At 70.3% G+C, this 20,418-nt stretch carries 16 protein-coding genes; 7 read left to right on the top strand and 9 right to left on the bottom strand.

All coding sequences use genetic code 11. The features are described 5' to 3' along the window. The first annotated feature begins 8 nt into the window (after positions 1-8). Positions 9-440 carry a D-aminoacyl-tRNA deacylase gene (gene dtd, locus C6A87_RS20360; RefSeq protein WP_311113914.1) on the top strand — a complete coding sequence of 144 codons (432 nt, stop codon included), beginning with the start codon at positions 9-11 and terminating at the stop codon, positions 438-440. A 1-nt stretch (position 441) separates the two neighbouring features. Here the strand turns inward: dtd and C6A87_RS20355 are convergent, their stop codons facing one another. Beyond that, entirely contained in the window at positions 442-1,302 is an 861-nt protein-coding gene (locus C6A87_RS20355) for an AIM24 family protein (protein ID WP_311113913.1), read from the bottom strand. Between the two features lie 123 nt (positions 1,303-1,425). Between C6A87_RS20355 and C6A87_RS20350 the strand changes: the two genes are divergently transcribed. Further along, complete coding sequence (locus C6A87_RS20350; RefSeq protein WP_311113912.1) at positions 1,426-1,992, top strand: hypothetical protein; 567 nt, start codon at positions 1,426-1,428, stop codon at positions 1,990-1,992. Here C6A87_RS20350 and C6A87_RS20345 read toward each other — a convergent pair. From C6A87_RS20345 to C6A87_RS20335, 3 genes are all read right to left on the bottom strand, one after another. Continuing rightward, positions 1,989-4,151, bottom strand: a complete 2,163-nt coding sequence (locus C6A87_RS20345) for a molybdopterin-dependent oxidoreductase (protein ID WP_311113911.1) — start codon at positions 4,149-4,151, stop codon at positions 1,989-1,991. The two genes, C6A87_RS20350 and C6A87_RS20345, sit on opposite strands and share 4 nt — an antisense overlap. A 65-nt stretch (positions 4,152-4,216) precedes the next feature. After that, positions 4,217-6,121, bottom strand: coding sequence for an ABC transporter ATP-binding protein (locus C6A87_RS20340; protein WP_311113910.1), 1,905 nt, complete (start codon positions 6,119-6,121; stop codon positions 4,217-4,219). Continuing rightward, complete coding sequence (locus C6A87_RS20335) at positions 6,118-7,860, bottom strand: ABC transporter ATP-binding protein (protein WP_311113909.1); 1,743 nt, start codon at positions 7,858-7,860, stop codon at positions 6,118-6,120. Before C6A87_RS20335 ends, C6A87_RS20340 begins: the two co-directional genes overlap by 4 nt. A 124-nt stretch (positions 7,861-7,984) precedes the next feature. On the opposite strand from C6A87_RS20335, the gene C6A87_RS20330 reads away from it, so the two are divergent. Next, entirely contained in the window at positions 7,985-8,596 is a 612-nt protein-coding gene (locus tag C6A87_RS20330; RefSeq protein ID WP_311118018.1) for a DUF3558 domain-containing protein, read from the top strand. Beyond that, positions 8,593-9,138 (top strand): DUF3558 domain-containing protein, encoded by a 546-nt coding sequence (locus C6A87_RS20325; protein ID WP_311113908.1) that lies wholly within the window; start codon positions 8,593-8,595, stop codon positions 9,136-9,138. The genes C6A87_RS20330 and C6A87_RS20325 overlap by 4 nt, the downstream gene beginning before the upstream one ends. A gap of 11 nt (positions 9,139-9,149) precedes the next feature. Here C6A87_RS20325 and C6A87_RS20320 read toward each other — a convergent pair whose 3' ends face one another. Then, positions 9,150-9,674, bottom strand: a complete 525-nt coding sequence (locus C6A87_RS20320; protein WP_311113907.1) for a histidine phosphatase family protein — start codon at positions 9,672-9,674, stop codon at positions 9,150-9,152. Positions 9,675-9,787: 113 nt separating this feature from the next. Here C6A87_RS20320 and C6A87_RS20315 point away from each other — a divergent pair, with 113 nt between their 5' ends. Genes C6A87_RS20315 through C6A87_RS20305 form a run of 3 tightly spaced genes read left to right on the top strand, consistent with a single transcriptional unit; the run spans position 9,788 to position 14,894 of the window. Continuing rightward, positions 9,788-10,939, top strand: coding sequence for an exonuclease SbcCD subunit D (locus C6A87_RS20315; protein WP_311113906.1), 1,152 nt, complete (start codon positions 9,788-9,790; stop codon positions 10,937-10,939). Beyond that, positions 10,936-13,584, top strand: coding sequence for an AAA family ATPase (locus tag C6A87_RS20310; RefSeq protein ID WP_311113905.1), 2,649 nt, complete (start codon positions 10,936-10,938; stop codon positions 13,582-13,584). Before C6A87_RS20315 ends, C6A87_RS20310 begins: the two co-directional genes overlap by 4 nt. Before the next feature lie 56 nt (positions 13,585-13,640). After that, the gene (locus tag C6A87_RS20305; protein ID WP_311113904.1) at positions 13,641-14,894 is read left to right on the top strand and encodes an alpha/beta fold hydrolase; all 1,254 of its coding nucleotides are present in this window, start codon (positions 13,641-13,643) and stop codon (positions 14,892-14,894) included. Here the strand turns inward: C6A87_RS20305 and C6A87_RS20300 are convergent. The 4 genes from C6A87_RS20300 to C6A87_RS20285 form a co-directional block, all read right to left on the bottom strand. After that, positions 14,884-16,533 (bottom strand): ABC transporter family substrate-binding protein, encoded by a 1,650-nt coding sequence (locus C6A87_RS20300; RefSeq protein WP_311118017.1) that lies wholly within the window; start codon positions 16,531-16,533, stop codon positions 14,884-14,886. The genes C6A87_RS20305 and C6A87_RS20300 overlap by 11 nt on opposite strands. 101 nt (positions 16,534-16,634) lie before the next feature. Beyond that, entirely contained in the window at positions 16,635-18,470 is a 1,836-nt protein-coding gene (locus C6A87_RS20295) for an ABC transporter ATP-binding protein (protein WP_311113903.1), read from the bottom strand. Then, on the bottom strand, positions 18,467-19,357 hold the full coding sequence (locus C6A87_RS20290; RefSeq protein ID WP_311118016.1) for an ABC transporter permease: 891 nt from the start codon (positions 19,355-19,357) through the stop codon (positions 18,467-18,469). The genes C6A87_RS20295 and C6A87_RS20290 overlap by 4 nt, the downstream gene beginning before the upstream one ends. A 26-nt stretch (positions 19,358-19,383) precedes the next feature. After that, positions 19,384-20,361 carry an ABC transporter permease gene (locus tag C6A87_RS20285; RefSeq protein ID WP_311113902.1) on the bottom strand — a complete coding sequence of 326 codons (978 nt, stop codon included), beginning with the start codon at positions 20,359-20,361 and terminating at the stop codon, positions 19,384-19,386. Positions 20,362-20,418 lie beyond the last annotated feature (57 nt).

The raw sequence follows: 20,418 nt of genomic DNA, 5'->3' as shown, positions 1-20,418 counted from the left end.
TTCGCCGCATGCGAATCCTCGTGCAGCGGGTGAGTTCTGCCCGGGTGACGGTCGGCGGTGAGACGGTCGGTGAGATCCGTCCGCAGAGTCAGGGGCTGCTCGCGCTCGTCGGTGTCACCCACGACGACGACCCGGCCAAGGCGCGGCGACTGGCTGAAAAGCTCTGGCAGCTGCGCATTCTCGACGACGAGAAGTCGGCCTGTGACATCGGTGCGCCGGTCCTGGTGGTCAGCCAGTTCACCCTGTACGGCAACACCGCCAAAGGACGGCGGCCGACGTGGAACGCCGCGGCGCCCGGGTCGGTCGCGGAGCCGTTGGTCGAGACGTTCGCCGCCTCCCTGGCCGAACTCGGCGCCGACGTGGCCACGGGCGTCTTCGGCGCCGACATGCAGGTCGAGCTCGTCAACGACGGGCCGGTGACCGTGCTGCTGGAGCTCTGACCTACTGCGGCATGCCGACCGGGACGCCCTCGGACGGTTGCACGATGACGAACCCGTTGCCGTAGAACGACACCTGCATCGCCTCGCCGGAACCGCGGCCGATCAGCGCACCGGCCTTGAAGCTGGTCTTCAGCTGGGTCTGCAGGTTCGCCGACCACGCCACCACGGCGTTGGTGTCGGCGAAGGTGGGGGCTTCGGCGGCGTTGAGCACCACCGGCGGGCCGTCGGTGGTCAGCGCGACCCAGCCGGTGCCGCGCAGCGTGGTGTTGAACAGCCCGCCGGCGACCATGCTGCCGCCTCTGACCCGCTCGATGTTCCAGTCCAGGCTCGACGAGAACGCCAGCACGTTCTTACCGCTGATCGACAGACCGGAGTTGGTCAGGTTCAGCAGGTGCACGTCGTAGGACCGGTCGGCGAGGAACACATCGCCCTGACCGTGGCACCGCATCAGCGGCAGCCCCTCGCCGGTCAGCGCCTTCTTCAGGAACTTCGACGCACCGCCGCCCTCGAAGGCGAAGTCGACGTTGCCCTGGTAGGCCACCATCGAGCCCTGCCTGGCCATGAACGGTTCGCCCAGCCGGACGCGGAGCAGTCTGGTGTTCTGGTTGGCGATCGGCTCGGCTTCCTTCTCGCTGAAGCGCCCGTCGACGAGGTCGCCGCTGATGCCGGCGAATCCGTCGGACCCGCCGATCGGCTGTGCCTGGGGCGGGCCCGGTTGTGCCGGGGGCGGACCGCCCATCGGCGCCCGATGCAGCTGTCCCTGATGGGACACCTGGTCGGTCCATTGCCGTCCGTCATGCCATCGGTAGTCGAACCGGCCCTCGGGATCGGGCTGCCAACTGCCTGGTCCGGGTGCTGTCATCGCCGCCTCCTCGGATGTGACTCGTGCCATTCACCCTAGGGGCCGACGCCCGGCCGGGCCGGGGGGTTCTGCTCTCGGCGAAGGCTCTCCCGGCTGCCGCTGCAACGGTGTAAGTATGTAATCATGCGGCATCAACCTCATGGCCGACGGGCCGGCCGCCCCGGCGGCTGGCAGCAGGCCGATCAACCCGACGCGGCGGACGCAGGCGACTGGATCGCCGGCCGACTGCCCGACACCTGGTTCGCCGGTGACCCCGAGGTCATCGTCGACCGCGAAGAGATCACCGTCATCGGTCGTCTTCCCGACGCCGAGGACCCCGAGAGCGAGGCCCGCGCCTCCGGCCGCGCCGCCCGCTTCCGGGAGCAGACGCGTTCCGAACGCATGCAGATCGCCGACGAGGCCGAGGCGCGTTACGGGCGCAAGGTCGCCTGGGGTGTGGACATCCCCGTCGACACCCGCACGGAGCGAATCCTGTTCACCCACCTCGCGGTTCCGGTGATGACGCGGCTGCGGCAGCCGGAGCGCCGGGTGCTGGACACGCTCGTCGACGCCGGCGTGGCCCGGTCGCGCTCCGATGCCCTCGCGTGGTCGGTGCGACTGGTCGGCGACCATGCCGACGAGTGGCTGAGCCAACTGCGCGACGCCATGCGCGAAGTCGACGACCTCCGCTCGGCGGGTCCGCAGCTCTAGGCGGGCGTGACCGCCACGTAGCTGGAGTTCAGCGCCGAGGTCTGCGACAGCGGATCCACCGGGCCGCCGTCGACGAGCAGGTTGCGGTTGACGCCGTAGGACTGCGGAACCGCCCCGGCGTGCGGGTCGAAAACCCTTGAGCCCCAGCCGTGGTCGATGACGACGACGCCAGGACGGGTCGCCTCGCTGACCGAGGCGCTCAGTTCGACCGCGCCGACGGGGGAGCTGACCGTCACGCGGTCGCCGTCAGCGATCCCGAGCCGGGCCGCGTCGTCGGGATGCACGACGACCTCGTTGCCCTTGCCTGCGGGGTGTAGATCCGGGAGTTCGTTGAGCCACGAGTTCATCGAGTGCCGGTGACGACGGTTGCCGAGCTGGAACGGGTAGTCCGGCGGCGGCTGCGGCACCGGTTCGGCGAGCAGTTCGCGCGCGCGGACGACGAACTCGGGCGGCGCGACGTGCGCCCGCTTGTCCGGGGTGCGCAACGCGTCCCGGAAGTGCCCGAACTCGCGCGGCCCGAGCACCCAGCCGTGCGGATGCGCGAGCACATCCGACCACCGGATCCGCCGTCCGGCGAGCTTCCGGCCGGTCGCCACCAACAGCCGGTCGACCCAGTCCGGACTGAATTCCAGCCCGGCTCTTCCGGTCACCCGGGCCAGCCTCCTGGACGTCCTGACAAACCGGTTCAGTCCCGGTGCCCCGAACAGCGGGCGATCCATCGCCAGCGCCAGGTCGACGAAGATGCGCCACTCCGGGCGGGCCAGCGGCGGCGCGTCGACCGCGCGCACGCCGTAGTGCAGGTAGGGCTCGTCGTGCAGGTTGCTGGTGAAGGCCAGCAGGTCGGCACGCTCGAGCCAGTGCACGGCGGGCAGCAGCCAGTGCGCGTGGCGGTGGCTCTCGCGCTGCACGAAGTCGATCGCAACCAGCAGATCCAGTTGTGACAGCGCGTGATCGAGCTTCGCGCCGTCGGGGCCGGAGACCACCGGATTGCCGCTGTTGATCAGCAGCGCGCGGATCTGGCCGCGCCCGGGCGTGGTGATCTCGTCGGGCAGTTCGCTCAGCGCGTGCGCGCCCGCGACCAGCGGACGGCCCCGCAGCCGGCTGGTGTGCGGCTTGGTGCCGGCCAGTCCGGCCAGCCGCAGCGCATCGACGTAGCCGGGTTCGAACCGTCGTCCGCCCGGCCGGTCCATGCGGCCGGTGATCACGTTGAGGACATGACCCAGCCATTCGCCGACCGTGCCGGCCAGGTGCAGCGACACCCCGGTCCTGGTCACTACCATCGCCCGCGGTGCTGTCGCGAAAGCTGTTGCCACGTCGACGATCTGATCGCGAGGCAGGTCGCAGCGCGCGGCGAGGTCGTCGAGGTCGGCTTCGGCGACCAGCGCCCGTAACCGGTCGGTGCCCACGGCCAGCTCGGCGCACGCGCCCCGATGCTCCAGCCCGGCGTCCAGGATGACCTTGACCATGGCCAGCAGCAGCGCCCAGTCCTGTCCCGGCCGCACCGGCAGATGCACGTCGGACTTCTCCGCGGACTCGGTGCGCACCGGGTCGACGACCACGATGGTGGCGCCTTGCTGTTGGCGCGCGAGCGCCCGGCGCCAGCCGCCGGGTACCGATTCCAGCCAATTCCACGCGCTCACCGCGGGATTGGCCCCGACCAGCAGGAAGTAGTCGCAGTTGTCGACGTCGGAGACCGGCGCCAGCAGTGCCGAGCCGTACATCTTCTCGGCCACCACGTGCATGGCGTTCTGGTCGACCGAGCCCACCGCGTACCTGTTGAACGTGCCGACCGCGTCCAGCCACGCGTTCATGAACATCAGGTTCGACGACGAGTAGCCCGCCGGATTGCCGTAGTACGCGCCGACCGCGTCGGGCCCGTCGGCGTCGATGACCGCGTTGAGCCGCGCGGCGATGTCACCGATCGCCTCGTCCCAGCCGGCCTCGACGTACGTGCCGTTCACCCGTTTCATCGGCGCCACGATCCGGCGGGGATGCTCGACGACCTGATGGGCGGTGCGGCCCTTGGCGCAGAAATCCCGCCAGCTGTGCGGGTTCTGCTTGTCCGGCGAGATCTTGACCACGCGGTTGCCGTCGACGGTCACCTCGACCCCGCACGCGGCGAGGCAGTACCGGCAGAAGGTGTGCACGGTGCGGCTCATGCCGTCATGGTGCCCGAGCGCTGTGCGAGCGTCCGGCGAATGCGATTGAGCGGTCCGCTCAGATGTCAGCGGCTCGCCATCGTCCAGTACTCGCCGTGCCGGGCCATCAGCTCGTCGTGGGTGCCGCGTTCGACGATCCTGCCCGCCTCCATCACCAGGATCGTGTCGGCGTCCCGGATCGTCGAAAGGCGGTGGGCGATGATGAAACTCGTGCGGTCCTGGCGCAGCCGGCTCATCGCCCGCTGGATCAACACCTCGGTGCGGGTGTCCACCGAGCTGGTGGCCTCGTCGAGGATCAGCAGCCGCGGTTGGGCCAGCACCGCCCGGGCGATGGTGATCAGCTGTTTCTCGCCGGCGCTGATGTTGGTGCCGCCGTCGTTGATACGGGTGTCGTACCCGTCGGGCAGGGTCTGTACGAAGCGGTCGACGTATGCGGCCCTGGCCGCTTCGAGCACCTCGGCGTCGGCGGCGTCGGGGCGGCCGTAGGCGATGTTGTCGTGGATGGTCCCGGCGAACAGCCAGGTGTCCTGCAGCACCATCCCGATCCGGGAGCGCAGCGATTCGCGGCTCACCGACGCGATGTCGACCCCGTCGAGGGTGATGCGTCCGGCGTCGACGTCGTAGAACCGCATGAGCAGGTTCACCAGCGTGGTCTTGCCCGCGCCGGTCGGTCCCACGATGGCCACGGTCGTGCCGGGTTCGGCGACCAGGGAGAGGTCCTCGATCACCGGCACGTCGGGCCGGTACCCGAACCAGACCCGCTCGAACTCCACCCGGCCGCTGCGGCCACCGCCACCGGCGGGCAGTGCCGCGGGCGGGTCCGGGCTCTCCTCCTCGGCGTCGAGCAGGTCGAAAACCCGCTCGGCGCTGGCGATGCCGGACTGCAGCGTGTTGTACATGCCGGCGATCTGGGTGAGCGGCTGATTGAACTGGCGGACGTACTGGATGAAGGCCTGGATACTGCCGAGGGTGATCTGACCGGTGGCCACCTGCACCCCGCCCAGCACCGCGACCGCGACGTAGCTGAGGTTGCCGATGAAGATCGTCGCGGGGGAGACCAGCCCGGACAGGAACTGCGCGCCGAAGCTGGCCCGGTAGACGTCGTCGTTGAGTTCGCGGAACTGCTCCTCGGCGTGCGCGCGGTGGCCGAAGGTCTTGACGACGGTGAAACCGCTGTAGGTCTCCTCGATGTGGGCGTTGAGCCTGCCGGTGTTGGTCCACTGCGCGACGAACAGCTTGCGGGACCGCTTCGCGATCGACCGGGTGACCCACAGCGACAGCGGCACGGTGACCACGGTGAGCAGGGTCAGCAGCGGCGAGATCGTCAGCATCATCACCAGCACGCCGAACACGGTCAGCACCGAGGTCAGCAGCTGGGTGATCGACATGGTCAGCGACTGCTGCAGGTTGTCGACGTCGTTGGTGACCCGGCTGAGTACCTCGCCGCGCTGCCGCGAGTCGAAGTACCGCAGCGGCAGTCGGTGCACCTTGGCCTCGACGTCTGCGCGCAGCATCATGATGGTCCGCTGCACCACGACGTTGAGCAGCCGCGCCTGCACCCAGACCATCAGCGCTGCAACCAGATACAGTCCCAGTGCGAGCGCCAGCGTGCGGGCCACCGCGCCGAAGTCCACGCCCTGACCGGGGACGACGTTCATCCCCGAGAGCAGGTCGGCGAACGTGCCGTCGCCGCGTTCCCGGGCGGCCTCGATCGCCTGTTCCTTGGTCAGGCCCGCGGGCAGCTGGCGGCCGATGACGCCGTTGAACAGCAGATCGGTGGCGTGCCCGAGGATCCGGGGGCCCACCACGCTGACGGCGATGCCACCGATCCCGAGCAGCATCACCGCCGCGGTCAGCCGACGGTGAGGCGTCAGCCTTCTCAGCAGCCGGATCGCCGAGGCCTTGAAGTCGCGGGACCGGATCTGGGGCGGCTCGTTCATCCGCATCGGGCGCGCCAGCGGGCCGCTCATCGCTCACCGACCGGCATCGACTGCGACTCCGCGAACTCCCGGTAGGGCCGGCAGTCGGCGAGCAGTTGTTCGTGGGTGCCGGTGCCCACCACCCGGCCGTCGTCGACGACGACGATCAGGTCGGCGGCGGACACCGTCGAGATGCGTTGCGAGACGATGATCACCGTGGCCCCCGCGGAGACCTCGCGCAGCTGCTCGCGGACCCGCGCGTCGGTGTGCACGTCGAGCGCGGAGAACGCGTCGTCGAACAGGTAGACGGCTGGGCGGCGGATCACCGCGCGGGCGATCGCCAGCCGCTGCCGCTGGCCGCCGGAGAAGTTCATCCCGCCCTGGGCCACCGGCATCGACAGCCCGTCGGGATGGGCGGCGACGAAGTCGTCGGCGCACGCGACCCGCAGCGCCGCCCACATCTGTTCCTCGGTCGCCACATGTCCGGGGCGTACCCCTACCTGCAGGTTCTCGGCGACCGTCCCGGAGAACAGGTAACCCCGTTGGGGCACGAGCCCTATCGCGTCCCACAGGCGGTCGACATCGAGGTCGCGGACGTCGACCCCGTCGACACACACCGCGCCCGCGGTGACGTCGTAGAGCCGGCAGACCAGCGACACCAGCGTCGACTTGCCCGAGCCGGTGGACCCCACGATGGCGGTGGTGGTCCCGGGCCGAGCGGTGAACGAGACGTCCTGCAGCACCGGACGGTCGGCGCCGGTGTAGCTGAACGTCGCGTGGTCGAACCGGATCTCGCCGTTGATGGACTGGGGCGAGTCCGCGGTGGGGGAGTTGACGATCGCCGGCTCGGTGGAGAGCACCTCGGTGATCCGCTCCGCGCACACCGACGCCCTCGGGATGATGACCAGGATGAACGTCGCCATCAGCACCGCGAGCAGGATCTGCATGAAGTAGGACAGAAACGCGATCAGCGATCCGACCTGCATCTGTCCTGCGTCGATGCGCATGCCGCCGAACCAGATCAACGCCACGCTGGAGATGTTGATCACCAGCGTGGTCACCGGCAGCATCAGCGCCTGCCAGCGCCCGGCCTCCAGCACGCTGCCCGCCAGCGCGGTGTTGGCTTCGGCGAAGCGGTTGCGCTCAAACGATTCCCGGGCGAACGCGCGCACCACGCGCAGGCCGGTGAGCTGCTCGCGCATCACCCGGTTGATGCCGTCGATCTGACCCTGCACCCTGCGGAAGATGGGCAGCAGATGCGACACGATCCAGTAGTTCGCCAGGGCGAGCACCGGCACGGCGACCGCCAGCAGCCACGACAGGCCCGCGTCCTGATGGATGGCCATCAGGACGCCGCCGACGCTCATGATCGGCGCGGTCACCAGCATCGTGCACGTCAGCTGGACCAGCAATTGGATCTGCTGGACATCGTTGGTGGTCCGGGTCAGCAGCGACGGTGCGCCGAAGCGCGCCGTCTCCTCCGCGGAGAACCCGGTGACGTGGTGGAACATCGTCGAGCGCAGGTCGCGGCCGACGCCCATGCTGGCGCGGGACCCGAAGTAGACCGCGCCGACCGCGCACACCACCTGTAGGGCGGTCACGGCGAGCATCACGGCGCCGAGCTCGACGATGCGGCGCAGGTCGCCCTGGGCGACCCCGTCGTCGATGATCGCTGCGTTGACCGTGGGCAGATACAGCGTTGCCAGCGTGCTGACCACCTGAAGCGCCGCGACGATCGTCAGCAGCCTGCGGTAGGGCCGTGCGTACCGGCGGAGCAGCCCCCAGAGCATCCCGCTACTGTCGCACATCCTCGGGTGCCCGCCGTGCCGGGCGAGCCGCTGCCGCGCCTGAGAATCCGATAAATGGGCAGGTCAATCGGCCTGCCGGTGGTTGGGGGTGATGGGTGCCGCTACAGTGCATGGCGTGAACTCCAGCTTCCGCGGACAGCGTCGGCCTGCGGTGTCGGTTATTGCTCCTCGCGTACGCCGGGGGCTGGCCGTTGCTGCTGTGGCAATCCTGCCGGTGGTCGCCGGCTGCTCGGACTCCGAGCCGCAGGGCCCGACCGTGCCGTCGAGCGAGGCGCCGGTGCAGGAGACCGTGTCGCACGGGCCGTTCTTCCCCGAATGCGGCGGCATCAGCGACGAGGAGATCACCAAGCAGACCAAGGTGCCGGGGCTGGTGAACACCGCCAAGACGTCGGTCGGGTGTCAGTGGCTCTCCGGCGGGTCGATCCTGGGGCCGCACTTCTCGTTCTCGTGGTTCCGCGGGAGCCCGATCGGTCGGGAGCGCAAGACCATGGAGTTGTCCCGGACCAGCGTGGAAGACATCAACATCGAGGGCTACGACGGCTTCATCGGGATCAACGAGGACCCCGACCCGAAGATCGGCGTGAACCTGTGTGAGGTCGGCATCCAGTTCGACGACGACTTCATCGAGTGGTCGATCAGCTACGCCCAGCCGCCCTATCCGGATGCGTGTGAGGTCGCCAAGGAACTCACCCGCCAGTCGATCGTGAACTCCAAATGACCCGCCGCCTGCTCTCCGGGATGGTCGCCGCGCTGGCCGGGCTGGTGGTGCTGACCGGTTGCACGCAGACCGTCGAGGGCACCGCCGCCAGGTCCGGCACCGGCACCGTGCCCCGGAACGACAACTCCGAGCGCAAGTACCCGAACCTGCTCAAGGAGTGCGAGGTCCTCACCGAGGACATCCTCGCCGAGACGGTGGGCGCCGACCCGCTGGACATCCAGAGCACGTTCGTCGGCGCGATCTGCCGTTGGCAGGCCGCAAACCCGGCCGGGCTGGTCGACATCACCCGCTTCTGGTTCGAGACCGGCAGCCTCGACAACGAGCGCGAGGTGGCCGAGCAGTTGCAGTATCAGATCGAGAATCGGTCGGTCGCGGGCATCTCGTCAATCGTCATGCGGCCCAACGATCCCAACGGCGCTTGCGGTGTCGCCAGTGACGCCGCCGGCGTCGTCGGCTGGTGGGTCAACCCCCAGACGCCGGGGATGGACGCGTGCGGGATGGCGATCAAGCTGATGGAACTGACGCTGGCCACCAGGGCCTGAGCGGCCCCGCGTCAGCGCGGGACGTGGAAGTCGACGAGCCGGGCACCGCGCAGCGCGAGCCGGTCCCACGGTGCGGTGGTGTGCAGCACCGCGATCGCCGAGGTCGGGAACTTCGCCGAGACCTGCTGGTAGGCACGGTTGTCGGCCTCGGTGTCCGGGTCGGCGGCCAGCCCCAGGGCCAGCGACGACATCACCGGCTCGTGCCCGATGACCAGCAGGGTCGACACGTCGCCGGGAAACCGGGTCGGTACGGCGTTGATCTCCTCGATCACCACGCCGGGCGTCGCGTCGTAGAGGCGGTCGACGAACTCCACCGGTGCGGTGATGCCAGTGCGTTCCAGCGTCTGCCGGGTCCGCGTCGCCGTCGAACACAGCACCGCGTCCACGTCGCCGACGTTCGCCCTGATCCATTCACCGGCCAGCGCGGCCTCCCGGACCCCGCGCTCGGCCAGCGGCCGGTCGTGGTCGACGACTCCGTCGGGATAGTCCGACTTGGCGTGGCGGAGCAGCACGAGGGTGCGATGACGGTGACTCATCCGACAACCGTAGGCCATGCCGGTGCGCGTCCACGGACTTGTCGGGGGCCGGCCCTACAGTAGCCATGCCATGAGAAACACAGCCGGCGACGACGCAAAGGGGGCGGGGCGACATGCGATTTCTGCACACTGCTGACTGGCAGCTGGGGATGACCCGTCACTACCTCAACGGCGATGCGCAGCCACGGTATTCGGCGTCCCGGCGCAGCGCGGTCAGCACGCTCGGGTCCCTGGCTGCCGAGGTGGGCGCGGAGTTCGTCGTGGTCGCCGGAGACGTGTTCGAGCACAACCAGTTGGCCCCGCGCGAGGTCAGCACCGCGCTGGAGGCCATGCGCGCCATCACGGTGCCGGTCTACCTGCTGCCGGGCAACCACGATCCGCTGGATGCGTCGTCGGTGTACACCAGCGCGCTGTTCACCTCCGAGAAGCCCGACAACGTCGTGGTGCTCGACCGGCCGGGCGTGCACGAGGTCCGTCCCGGGCTGGAGCTGGTGGCCGCGCCATGGTTCTCCAAGGCACCTACCACCGACCTGGTGGGGCGGGTCCTCGACGAACTGCCGGCAGAGCCGGGGGTGACGCGTGTCGTCGTCGGTCACGGCGCCGTCGACATCCTGGTGCCGGACAAGGACCGGCCGTCGCTGATCGGGCTCGCCGCCGTCGAGGCCGCGATCAGCCGCGGCGCCGTCCACTATGTCGCGCTGGGCGACAAGCACTCCCGGATGAGTGTCGGCGCCACCGGCCGGGTCTGGTACTCGGGCTCGCCCGAGGTCACCAACTACGACGACATCGAACCCGACCCCGGGCACGTGCTCGTCGTCGACATCGACGAAGCGTTGCCGGGTCGGCCGGTGCAGGTCGATGCGCGCCGGGTCGGCACCTGGCGCTTCATGTCGCTGAAGCACTCGGTGGACGACAGCCGCGACGTCGCCGACCTCGACATCAACCTCGACCAGATGCCCGACAAGGAGCACACGGTGATCCGGCTGGGGCTGACCGGGTCGCTCACGGTCACCGACCGGGCCGCGCTCGACGCCTGCCTGGACCGCTACGCGCGGTTGTTCGCGGCGCTGGTGCCGTGGGACAAGCAGACCGACTTGGCGGTGATGCCCGCCGACGGAGAGTTCGACGACCTCGGGATCGGTGGCTTCGCGGCCGCCGCGGTGGACGAGCTGGTGGCCACCGCGCGGTCGACCGGCAACGACGCCGAGGACGCCCGCGCCGCGCTGGCGCTGCTGCTGCGTCTCACCGAAAGGGGCGCGGCGTGAAGCTGCACCGACTGGTCCTGACGAACTACCGCGGAATCACCCACCGCGACATCGAGTTCCCCGATCGCGGGGTGGTCGTGGTCAGCGGCCCGAACGAGGTGGGCAAGTCCTCGATGCTCGAGGCGCTCGACCTGTTGCTGGAGTCCAAGGACCGCTCCAGCAGGAAAGAGGTCAAGCAGGTCAAGCCGACCCACGCCGACGTCGGCGCGGAGGTGACGGCCGAGATCTCCGCCGGCCCCTACCGTTTCGTGTACCGCAAGCGCTTCCACAAGCGCCCGGAGACGGAGCTGACCGTGCTGAGCCCGCGGCGCGAACAGCTCACCGGCGACGAGGCACACGAACGGGTGCGCGCGATTCTGGCCGAGTCCGTGGACCTGGACCTGTGGCAGGCGCAGCGGGTGCTGCAGTCGGCACCGACCTCCGCGGTGGAACTGTCGGGCTGCAACGCGCTGTCCCGGGCACTGGACGTGGTGGCCGGTGAGGTCGACGACGCGCCTGCGGCCGCCGCGGGGAACATGGAGACGCTGCTCATCGACCGGGTGGAGGAGGAGTTCCGGCGCTACTTCACCACCACCGGCCGCCCCACGGGTGAATGGGCGGCGGCCACGACGCGGCTACGCGCAGCCGACGAGGACGTGGCGCGCTGCGCCGCGGCGATGGCCGAGGTGGACGACGCGGTGCGCACCCACGCCGGGCTCACCGGCGAGCTGGCCCGCCTCGAGGGTGAATGTGCCGCTGCCGCACAGCGACTCGCCGCCGCGCGGGACGCAGCCCAGGCTGTCGCGGTGCTGCGCGGCGAGTTCGACCAGGCGACGGTGCGCGCAGAGGCGGCGCGTTCCGCGCACACCGCGTCTGCCGCGGCGCTGACCGAGCGGCGCCGCGCCCGCGCCGAGATCGACGAACGCACCGCCTCGGTCTCGGTCCTGCAGGCCGGATCCGACGCTGCTGCAGCCGAACTGGACATCGCCAAGGAAATGCAGGTGGCCGCGGAAGAGGCCGCCGAGCAGGCACGCACCGCGGTCAGCACCGCCCAGGAACGGGTCGACACCGCCCGCGGCGCGGTGCAGCGGCTGGCCGACCGTGAGGACGTGGACCGCCTCACCACCCGGATCGCGGCGATCGAGCGGCACGAACGAGAGCTTGCGACCGCGCAGAACGATCTGTCGGCGATCACGCTCACCGACGCGATGCTGGCCGGCATCGAGAGCGCCGCGGCCGCCGTCGACCGGGCCACCGCCGCCGTCGAGCAGACCTCGGCGCACATCGAGATCACCGCCGCCGCCGACGTCGAGCTCAGCATCGACGGCCAGCACGTCTGCCTGGCGGCGGGCGAAGCCTGGACGGCCGCGACGGGCACCGCGACCGGGATCGACCTGCCGGGTGTGCTGACGGTGCAGGTGGTGCCGGGGGCGTCCGCGGCGGCCACCCAGACGGTGCTCGACGCGGCGACGGCCAAGCTGGCCGAGGCGCTGAGCCAGGCCGGGGTCGAGGACGTCGACGCCGCGCGCGCACTGGACCGGCGCCGACGCGATCTGCGGGCCGCCCGGCAGCAGGTGCGGGCGATCCTGGAGGCGCTGACCGCCGACGACTCCATCGACGAGTTGCGGTCCCGCCTTGTCACGTTGCGGTCCCGGATGCCCGCTGAGGAAGGGCTTTTCGAGGCTGACGGGTCGCTGGACCCGGCGGCGCAGCGGAGGGAGCTCGTCGAGGCCACCGCCGCGCACCAGCAGGCCATCGGCGACTGCGAGACCCATCGCAAGGTCGCCGAGGAGGCAGGCAAACTGCTGGCCGCCCGGGGCCTGCGTGCGGCGCGGCTGCTGGAGAAGCTGCAGGCCGCCCAGGCCGAGCTCGCCGCTGCGGGCGCACGACTGGCCGAACACCGGGCCGTCACCGGAGACGACGAGCTGGCGGTGCGGGCCGAGGCCGACGCCGATGCGGTGACCGCCGCCGAGGCCGTGGTGGCCCGGTTGGGCGCCGAGTTGGCACGGCACGAACCCGAGGCCGTCGCGGCGGCGCTCGCCGCGGCCGAGCGCGACGCCGCGGCGGTCGCGGCGCGACAGGGTGAGCTGACCGAGGCGCTGCGGGAGGTTTCCGCGCAGCTGAAGGTGTACGGCACCGAGGGGCGCAAGGGCCGTCTCGATGCCGCCGAGACCGAACGGGAGCGCGCGGCGGCCGAGTTCGAACGGGTGCAGCGCCGTGCGCGGGCGGCCCAGTTGCTCAGGTCGGTGATGGGCAGGCACCGCGACGCGATGCGCCAGCGCTATGTCGACCCGTTCCGCGGCGAGGTGGAACGCCTGGGCCGCATCGTGTTCGGGGAGACCTTCGAGGTCGACGTGGACAGCTCGCTGCGCATCGGGCACCGCACGCTGTCCGGCCGGACCGTGCCCTACGAATCGCTGTCCGGGGGTGCCAAGGAGCAGTTGGGCATCGTTGCGAGGCTGGCCGGGGCGGCGCTGGTCGCCCGGGAGGACAGTGTGCCGGTGGTGATCGACGATGCGCTGGGCTTCACCGACACCGAGCGGTTGACCAAGATGGCCGAGGTGTTCGACGCCGTCGCCGGTGACGGCCAGGTGATAATCCTGACCTGCAGCCCGCAGCGCTACGCCGACGTGCAGACCGCCAAGCACATCGAGCTGATCGCCTAGGCCCGCAGCGGGTCCGGCGACGTCACCCGGCCACTGCCGAGGGCACAATGAGCGTGATGAGCAGGAACGCCAGACGTCGCCGCGCGCACGACAGGTTCGCGGCGCTGCCCGGGGTGCGGTCGGTGCGCCGTCCTGTCCGCCCGCGTCCCGCCGGGCCGGGCGACGAGCAGTTCGACGTGTACTACGTGCGGACCGGTCCCGCGTCCGAGCATCCGCTGGTGATCATCCCCGGCGGGCCCGGCGCGGCGTCCGTCGCGCTGTACCGGACGTTCCGCAGGCACGCCGCGGCGGCGGGGCTCGACGTCATCATGGTCGAGCATCGCGGCGTCGGTCTGTCCCGCCACGACGACGCCGGTGCCGACCTGCCGCCGGAGGCGCTGACGGTCGACGCCGTCGTGGACGACGTCGCCGCGGTGCTGGACGACGCCGGGGTCGAGCGCGCGGTGGTGTACGGCACGTCCTACGGCTCGTATGTGGCGGCCGGGGTCGGGGTGCGCCATCCGGGACGGGTGCAGGCCATGGTGCTGGACTCGCCGCTGCTCTCGGCCGGGGATATCGGGGCGGTGCGCGCACAGGCCCGCCGGGTGCTGTGGGACGGCGCGGCCGGCGGCGACGCGGACCTGGCCGCGAAGGTGCGGCAGCTGGTCGCGGCAGGCACGTTGACGCCCGAGGCCCTGTTGCTGACCATCGGGTTGTACGAGCTGGCCGGCCCCGACGCGCTGAGCCGCCAGCTCGATCTGCTGGCGGCCGACCGGGATCTGCTGTGGAAGTTCGCCGAGCGGATCACCAAGCTGGTGACCGAACGCAAGACCCCGTACCGTCACGAGCCCGACCTGGTGGAGCGCATCGCCTACCGGGAACTGAACTACGGTGCGGTGCCCGACGGCGGACCGCTCGATCCCGCCGTCGCGTTGCGCGAAATGGCTTCCGGTGACGTGGACTTCGTCGCCGAACCTTATGATCTCGCCGCGGCGATGCCGGGCTTCGGGTGGCCCACCGCGGTGCTGTCGGGCGGTCGCGACCTGACCACACCCCCACAGGTGGCGCACCGGATCGCCGACCTCATTCCCGGATCTGCGCTCGTCGAACTGCCCACCGCGGGCCACAGCATCCTGGACACCCGGGAGCACGCGGCCCTGCAGATCTGCACCGCGGTGCACGGTGGGAACATCGCCGAACTTCCCTCCCGGGCAACCGAACTGGACGCCCTCCCGGCGAACGTGACGGTGCGGCTGCTGATCGCCGCGCTCGCGGCGGGCGTCCGCGCGGAATCGGTGCTGCCGCGGGGGGTGCGCGCGGCTACTTCATGAAGCCGATCGCCGAGAAGTTCAGGTCGCCGATGCCGGTGGGGCCGTAGTTGGCCAGATTGCTGCGCACGGCCACGTTGCCGGGCGCCTGGAACAGCGGCAGGCTGTGCCCGATCTCCCAGATCATCTTGTCGAGTTCGTTGGCAAGGGTGCGCGCCTTGGCCGGATCCAGCTCGGAGAGCGTCTCCTCGATCTTGGCGTCGATCTGCGGGCTGCCGATCCTGCCGTAGTTGCTCTCACCCTGTGAGGCGTAGATCTGGGTCAGGCCGCCGAATGCGAATGCGTCACCACCCCAAGCGAACTGGACGGCGTCGAAGTTGCCCGGCACGACATAGTCGGTGAACAGCGAACCGCCCGGCGCCGGCACCAGCTCAAGGTTGACCCCGATCTGGGCCAGCTGGTTCTGCACCACCTGCGCGATCGCGCGGGTGCTCGCACCGTCGTAGAACACGTCGCGCAGGGTCAGCCGTTTGCCGTCCTTCTCCCGGAACTGCCCGGCCCCGGAGTCGCCGAGCGTCCAGCCGAGCGCGTCGAGTTCCCGTTTGGCCGCCTCGGGGTCGAAGGCGATGCTGTTGTCCTGGTAACCCTCCTGGCCGGCCAGGAAGATGTGGTTGTTCAGCGCCTGCGGGTTGTCGGTCAGCCCGCGCTGCGACACCGCGGTGACGGCCTGCCGGTCGATGCCCTTGCTGATCGCCGCGCGCAGTGCCGGGTCGGCCAGCGGCGCGCCGTCGGCGCCGTTGAGTGTGAGGTGGTACCAGTTCGGCGCCGGGGCACGACGGATGGTGACCCCCTGGGCGCGGCGGGCCCGTTCCAGATCGTCGACGGTGGCGAGCCCGACCGAGTCCAGCGCGTTGTTCTCCAGCGCGGGCAGCATCGCGGCGTCGTCGAGCACGGTGTAGGTCATGCTGTCCAACAGCGGCGGGGTTCCCCACCACTTCGGGTTGCGGCTCAAAGTGATTCGCTGAGCGCCGCGGTCGACGGCGGTGATCATGAACGGTCCCGCGGACGGTCCGGGGCCGTTGAGAAAGCCCTTGTTGAACGCCTCGGGATCCTGGGTCATCTCCTTGGGGTAGAGCATCCCGTTGCCGGCGAACATCCCCCGCCAGTCGGCGTAGTGCTTGGCGAAGGTGACCACAGCCTGCCTGTCGTCGACCCCCTTGGTTACCGACGCGACCCGCTCGCTGCCGTTGGGCGAGGCGAACAGGAAGCGCTTGTCGTTGCCGCTGGTGGCGTTGATCTGGGCGGCGATGTCCTCCCAGGTGACGGGTCGGTCGTTGGTCCACACCGCTTTCGGGTTGATCGTGTAGGTGACGACCTGCGGGTCGGTGCTGGTCAGCTGCACGTCGGTGAAGTAGTCGCTGTTGACGGTCATCTCGCCGTCGGGCTTGATGAAGAACGCGCGCGGCAGAGTCGGGCGGTACATGCGGCCGATCTCGCCGAGGTTGCCGTCGATGTGCAGGTTGTTGAAGTTGGCCGGGAAGCCCGTCAGCGGCAGCCGGAGGTTGCCGCCCTGCTGCAGTGTCGCCGGGTCCTGCGGGTTGATGTCGGCGGTGGTGCCCAGCTCGGCGCTGCCGCCGGCCGTCGGCGCGTCGTTCTGCGCGCCGGAGCACCCGGTCAGCACCAGTGCGGCCACCGATCCCACCGCGAGCAGACGCAAAATCGCCCTTTTCGGGGACCAGGCGTGCGATTTTGTGTCTGCTCGCGAGCCCAAGGGGCGCGGGTGCGTGCTCATGCGGACTGACTCTAACGGCGATCGGCGCGGGGGTGAGGCGCCGCGGCCAGCAACCGCCGCGTGTACTCGTGCCGGGGGTCGCCGAACACCTGATCGGCGTCGCCCTGCTCCACGATCACCCCGTCGTGCATCACCGCCACCTGGTGGGCGAGGTGGCGCACCACCGACAGGTCGTGCGAGACGAACAGATAGGCCAGCCCGAAGCGCTCCTGCAGATCGAGCAGCAGGTTGACGATGCCGGCCTGGATGGAGACGTCGAGTGCGCTGACCGGCTCGTCGAGGGCCAGGATCCTGGGCTGCAGCGCCAGCGCCCTGGCGATGCCGATGCGTTGCTTCTGCCCGCCCGAGAACTCGGCCGGGTAGCGGCCGGCGTCCTCGCGGCGCAGGCCGACCACGCCCAGCAGCTCGCCGACCCGGTCGGCGATCGCGGACTTGTCGAACCCGTTGGCCTGCAACGGTTCTGCCAGGACGTCGAAGACGGGCAGGCGCGGGTCCAGCGAGGCCACCGGATCCTGGAACACCACCTGCAGGTCTGCGCGCAGCGCGCGGCGCGCACCGCGGTCCAGCGTGGCGACGTCGTGGCCGAGGATCTCGATGGTGCCCGCCTGCGGCGCCGACAGGTCCAGGATCTGGTGCAGCGTGGTGGACTTGCCGGACCCCGATTCGCCGACGATGCCCAGTGTGCGGCCTTGCCGAAGTGCGAAGCTGACACCGTCGACCGCGCGGACCTCGCCGATGCGGCGGCGCAGCACCACGCCCTTGGTCAGCGGGTAGGTCTTGGCCAGGTCGGTGACGCGCACGACGACGGTGTCGTCGGGCGCCGGAGTCTCGGCGGGCGGGGCGGTCGACACGCCGTAGATGTCGGCGGCGCTGCGCCCGGCCACCAGTTCGTGGCGGATGCAGGCCACCCGGTGGTCGGTGTCGACGATCTCCAGTTCCGGTTCTGCGGAACGGCATTCGTCGATCGCCAGCGGGCAGCGCGGCGCGAACGGGCAACCCGGGGGTAGGGCCGCCATCGCAGGCGGCGCTCCCGGGATGGGCACCAGGCGGGTGCCCTGGGTGGCGTCCAGGCGGGGTGCGGAGCCCAGCAGCCCCGCGGTGTAGGGCATCCGGCGCCGCTGGTACAGGTCGGCCACGGGTGCGGTCTCGACGGCCCGCCCGGCGTACATGACCAGCGCGCGGTCGGCGAACTCGGCGACCACCCCGAGGTCGTGGGTGATGATCAGCACCCCGGCACCGGTGACGTCGCGGGCGGTGCGCAGCACGTCGAGGATCTGGGCCTGCACGGTGACATCCAGTGCGGTGGTCGGCTCGTCGCAGATCAGCAGGTCGGGGTCGTTGGCGATCGCGATGGCGATCACCACGCGCTGACGTTCCCCGCCGGACAGTTCGTGCGGGAACGCCCGGGCCCGCCGGGCGGGCTGGGAGATGCCGACCAGCTCGAGCAACTCCACGGCACGGCTGCGGGCGGCGCGACGGTCGAGGCCGCGCTGATGGATCCGCAAGGCCTCGGCGATCTGGTCGCCGACGGTGTGCACCGGGGTCAGCGCCGACATCGGGTCCTGGAACACCGTCCCGATCTTCGCGCCGCGGATCTGCGACATCTGCCGGTCGCTGAGGCCCAGCAGTTCCCGGCCGTGCAGCCGCACCGAGCCGGACACCTCGGCGTATTCGGGCAGCAGGCCGATGACGGCCATCGCCCCGGCGGACTTGCCCGCGCCGGATTCGCCGACCAGTGCGACGACCTCACCGGATTCGACGCGATAGTCGAGGCCGCGCACCGCGGGGACCGGGTCGGTGTCGGTGGGGAAGGTGACGGTCAGCCCGCTGACCTCGAGCAGGCTCATGGGCGTGCCCGGCGCTTGCGTCGGTGGGCGGGCCGCACTCCGGGATCGAGGGCGTCGCGCAGTCCGTCCCCGACCAGGTTGGCGCAGAACACGATCAGCACCAGCACGCCGGCCGGGAACAGGAACACCCACGGGAACGTCGTCACCGACCGGGTGCCGTCGGCGATCAGCGTGCCCAGCGACACGTCCGGAGGCTGCACCCCGAAACCGAGGAAGCTCAGGCTGGTTTCGGCCAGCACCGCCAGCCCGACGTTCAGCGCGGTGTCGATGATCAGGATCGACGCCACGTTCGGGAGGATGTGCCGGACGATGATGCGCCAGTGGCTGACGCCCATGTACCTGGCGGCCGTGACGAACTCGCGCTCCCGCAGGCTCATCGTCATACCCCGCACGATGCGCGCGCTGATCATCCAGCTGAACGCGGCCAGCAGCAGGATCAGCCACAGGATGGTGCCGGACTCCCGGGTGCGGGGCGTGACGATCGCGATCAGCAGGAAGCTCGGGACGACCAGCAGCAGGTCGACGACCCACATCAACACCGCGCTGCGCCAGGCGCCGAAATAGCCGGCGATCGCCCCGACGGTCGCGGCGATGACGGTCGACAGGAACGCCACGCCCACACCGATCAGCAGCGACTTCTGCATACCCCGCAGCGTCTGGGCCAGCACGTCCTGGCCCAGCGCGTTGGTGCCGAACCAGTGCGCGGTCGTCGGGGGCTGCTGCAGCGCGTAGTAGTCGAGGTCGGTGTGCGAGTAGGGGAGCAGCGGCGGCAGCACCCAGCAACTGAGGAACAGCGCGGCCAGCACGAACAGCGACACCACGGCGGGCCGGTTGCGCACGAACCGGCGCCACACCAGGGTGCGCCGGGACACGAAGCGGTGCGGCACGGCGATCTCGGTGCTGTCGGTCGCGGTCACGACACACGCACCCGCGGATCGAGGGCGGCATAGAGCACGTCGGATAGCAGGCCGGCGAGCAGCACCGTCAGCCCGGTGAACACGGTGATCGCGACGACGATGTTGGTGTCCTGGGTGGCGATGCCCTGGATGAACCATTCCCCGATGCCGTGCCAGCCGAAGATCTTCTCCACGAACACCGCGCCGGTGAACAGGCCGCCGACCCCGTAGGCGAACAGCGTGGCCATCGGGATCAGCGCGGTGCGCAGCCCGTGGCGGAACAGCGCCTGGCGCCGGGTCAGGCCCTTGGCCCGCGCGGTGCGGATGAAGTCCTGTCCCAGCACGTCGAGCATGGCGTTGCGCTGGTAGCGGCTGAACCCGGCGATCGCGCCCAGCGCCAGTGTGAACGTCGGCAGTACCAGATGCTGAAGGCGGTCGACGAACTGGTTCCACGCGCCGCCGACGGCGTCCGCGGACGTCTCCCCGGTGTACTCGAACACCTGCATCCCGAGGAACGAGTTCACGTTCAGTGCGGCCAGGATCAGCAGGTTGGCGATCACGAACGTCGGCGCGCTGAGGATCAGCAGCGCCAGCGTCGTGATGACCCGGTCGGACAACCGGTACTGCCGGACCGCGCCCCACGCGCCGGCCACCACGCCGAGCACGGTGCCCACCAGCGAGCCGATGAGCACCAGCCGCAGGCTCACCCCGACCCGGCGCCACAGCTCGTCGGTCACCGGCTGGCCGCTCACGGTGGTGCCGAAGTCACCGCGTACCGCTCCCCCCAGCCAGTCCGCGTAGCGCAGGGGTACCGGCTTGTCGAGGTTCAGCTCCGCGGCCTTGGCGTCGATCACGGCCTGCGGCGGGCGCGGGTTGCGTTCCAGCAGGCTGTCCAGCGGCGAGAACGTCAGCGAGGTCAGCGCGAACGTCAGAAAGGATGCCAGCCCCAGCAGCACCACGTAGTTGAGCAGCCGGCGAGCCAGGAATCGGGTCATCCGGCGCGGTCGCCTCGGGGCTGCATGGGCCCAGGTTAAGAGATATGTCGTGCTACA

The organism is Mycobacterium sp. ITM-2016-00317 (assembly GCF_002968295.1).
Classification (GTDB): domain Bacteria; phylum Actinomycetota; class Actinomycetes; order Mycobacteriales; family Mycobacteriaceae; genus Mycobacterium.
The sequence above is the reverse complement of the archived record's forward strand: the minus strand, read 5'-3'. Positions and strand labels throughout refer to the sequence as shown.

Bases quoted from the DNA above. Each gene is read 5' to 3' on its own strand.
- dtd (WP_311113914.1), top strand. From the start codon at position 9: ATGCGAATCCTCGTGCAGCGGGTGAGTTCTGCCCGGGTGACGGTCGGC.
- C6A87_RS20355 (WP_311113913.1), bottom strand. From the start codon at position 1,302: ATGACAGCACCCGGACCAGGCAGTTGGCAGCCCGATCCCGAGGGCCGG.
- C6A87_RS20350 (WP_311113912.1), top strand. From the start codon at position 1,426: ATGCGGCATCAACCTCATGGCCGACGGGCCGGCCGCCCCGGCGGCTGG.
- C6A87_RS20345 (WP_311113911.1), bottom strand. From the start codon at position 4,151: ATGAGCCGCACCGTGCACACCTTCTGCCGGTACTGCCTCGCCGCGTGC.
- C6A87_RS20340 (WP_311113910.1), bottom strand. From the start codon at position 6,121: ATGAGCGGCCCGCTGGCGCGCCCGATGCGGATGAACGAGCCGCCCCAG.
- C6A87_RS20335 (WP_311113909.1), bottom strand. From the start codon at position 7,860: ATGCTCTGGGGGCTGCTCCGCCGGTACGCACGGCCCTACCGCAGGCTG.
- C6A87_RS20325 (WP_311113908.1), top strand. From the start codon at position 8,593: ATGACCCGCCGCCTGCTCTCCGGGATGGTCGCCGCGCTGGCCGGGCTG.
- C6A87_RS20320 (WP_311113907.1), bottom strand. From the start codon at position 9,674: ATGAGTCACCGTCATCGCACCCTCGTGCTGCTCCGCCACGCCAAGTCG.
- C6A87_RS20315 (WP_311113906.1), top strand. From the start codon at position 9,788: ATGCGATTTCTGCACACTGCTGACTGGCAGCTGGGGATGACCCGTCAC.
- C6A87_RS20305 (WP_311113904.1), top strand. From the start codon at position 13,641: ATGAGCAGGAACGCCAGACGTCGCCGCGCGCACGACAGGTTCGCGGCG.
- C6A87_RS20295 (WP_311113903.1), bottom strand. From the start codon at position 18,470: ATGAGCCTGCTCGAGGTCAGCGGGCTGACCGTCACCTTCCCCACCGAC.
- C6A87_RS20285 (WP_311113902.1), bottom strand. From the start codon at position 20,361: ATGACCCGATTCCTGGCTCGCCGGCTGCTCAACTACGTGGTGCTGCTG.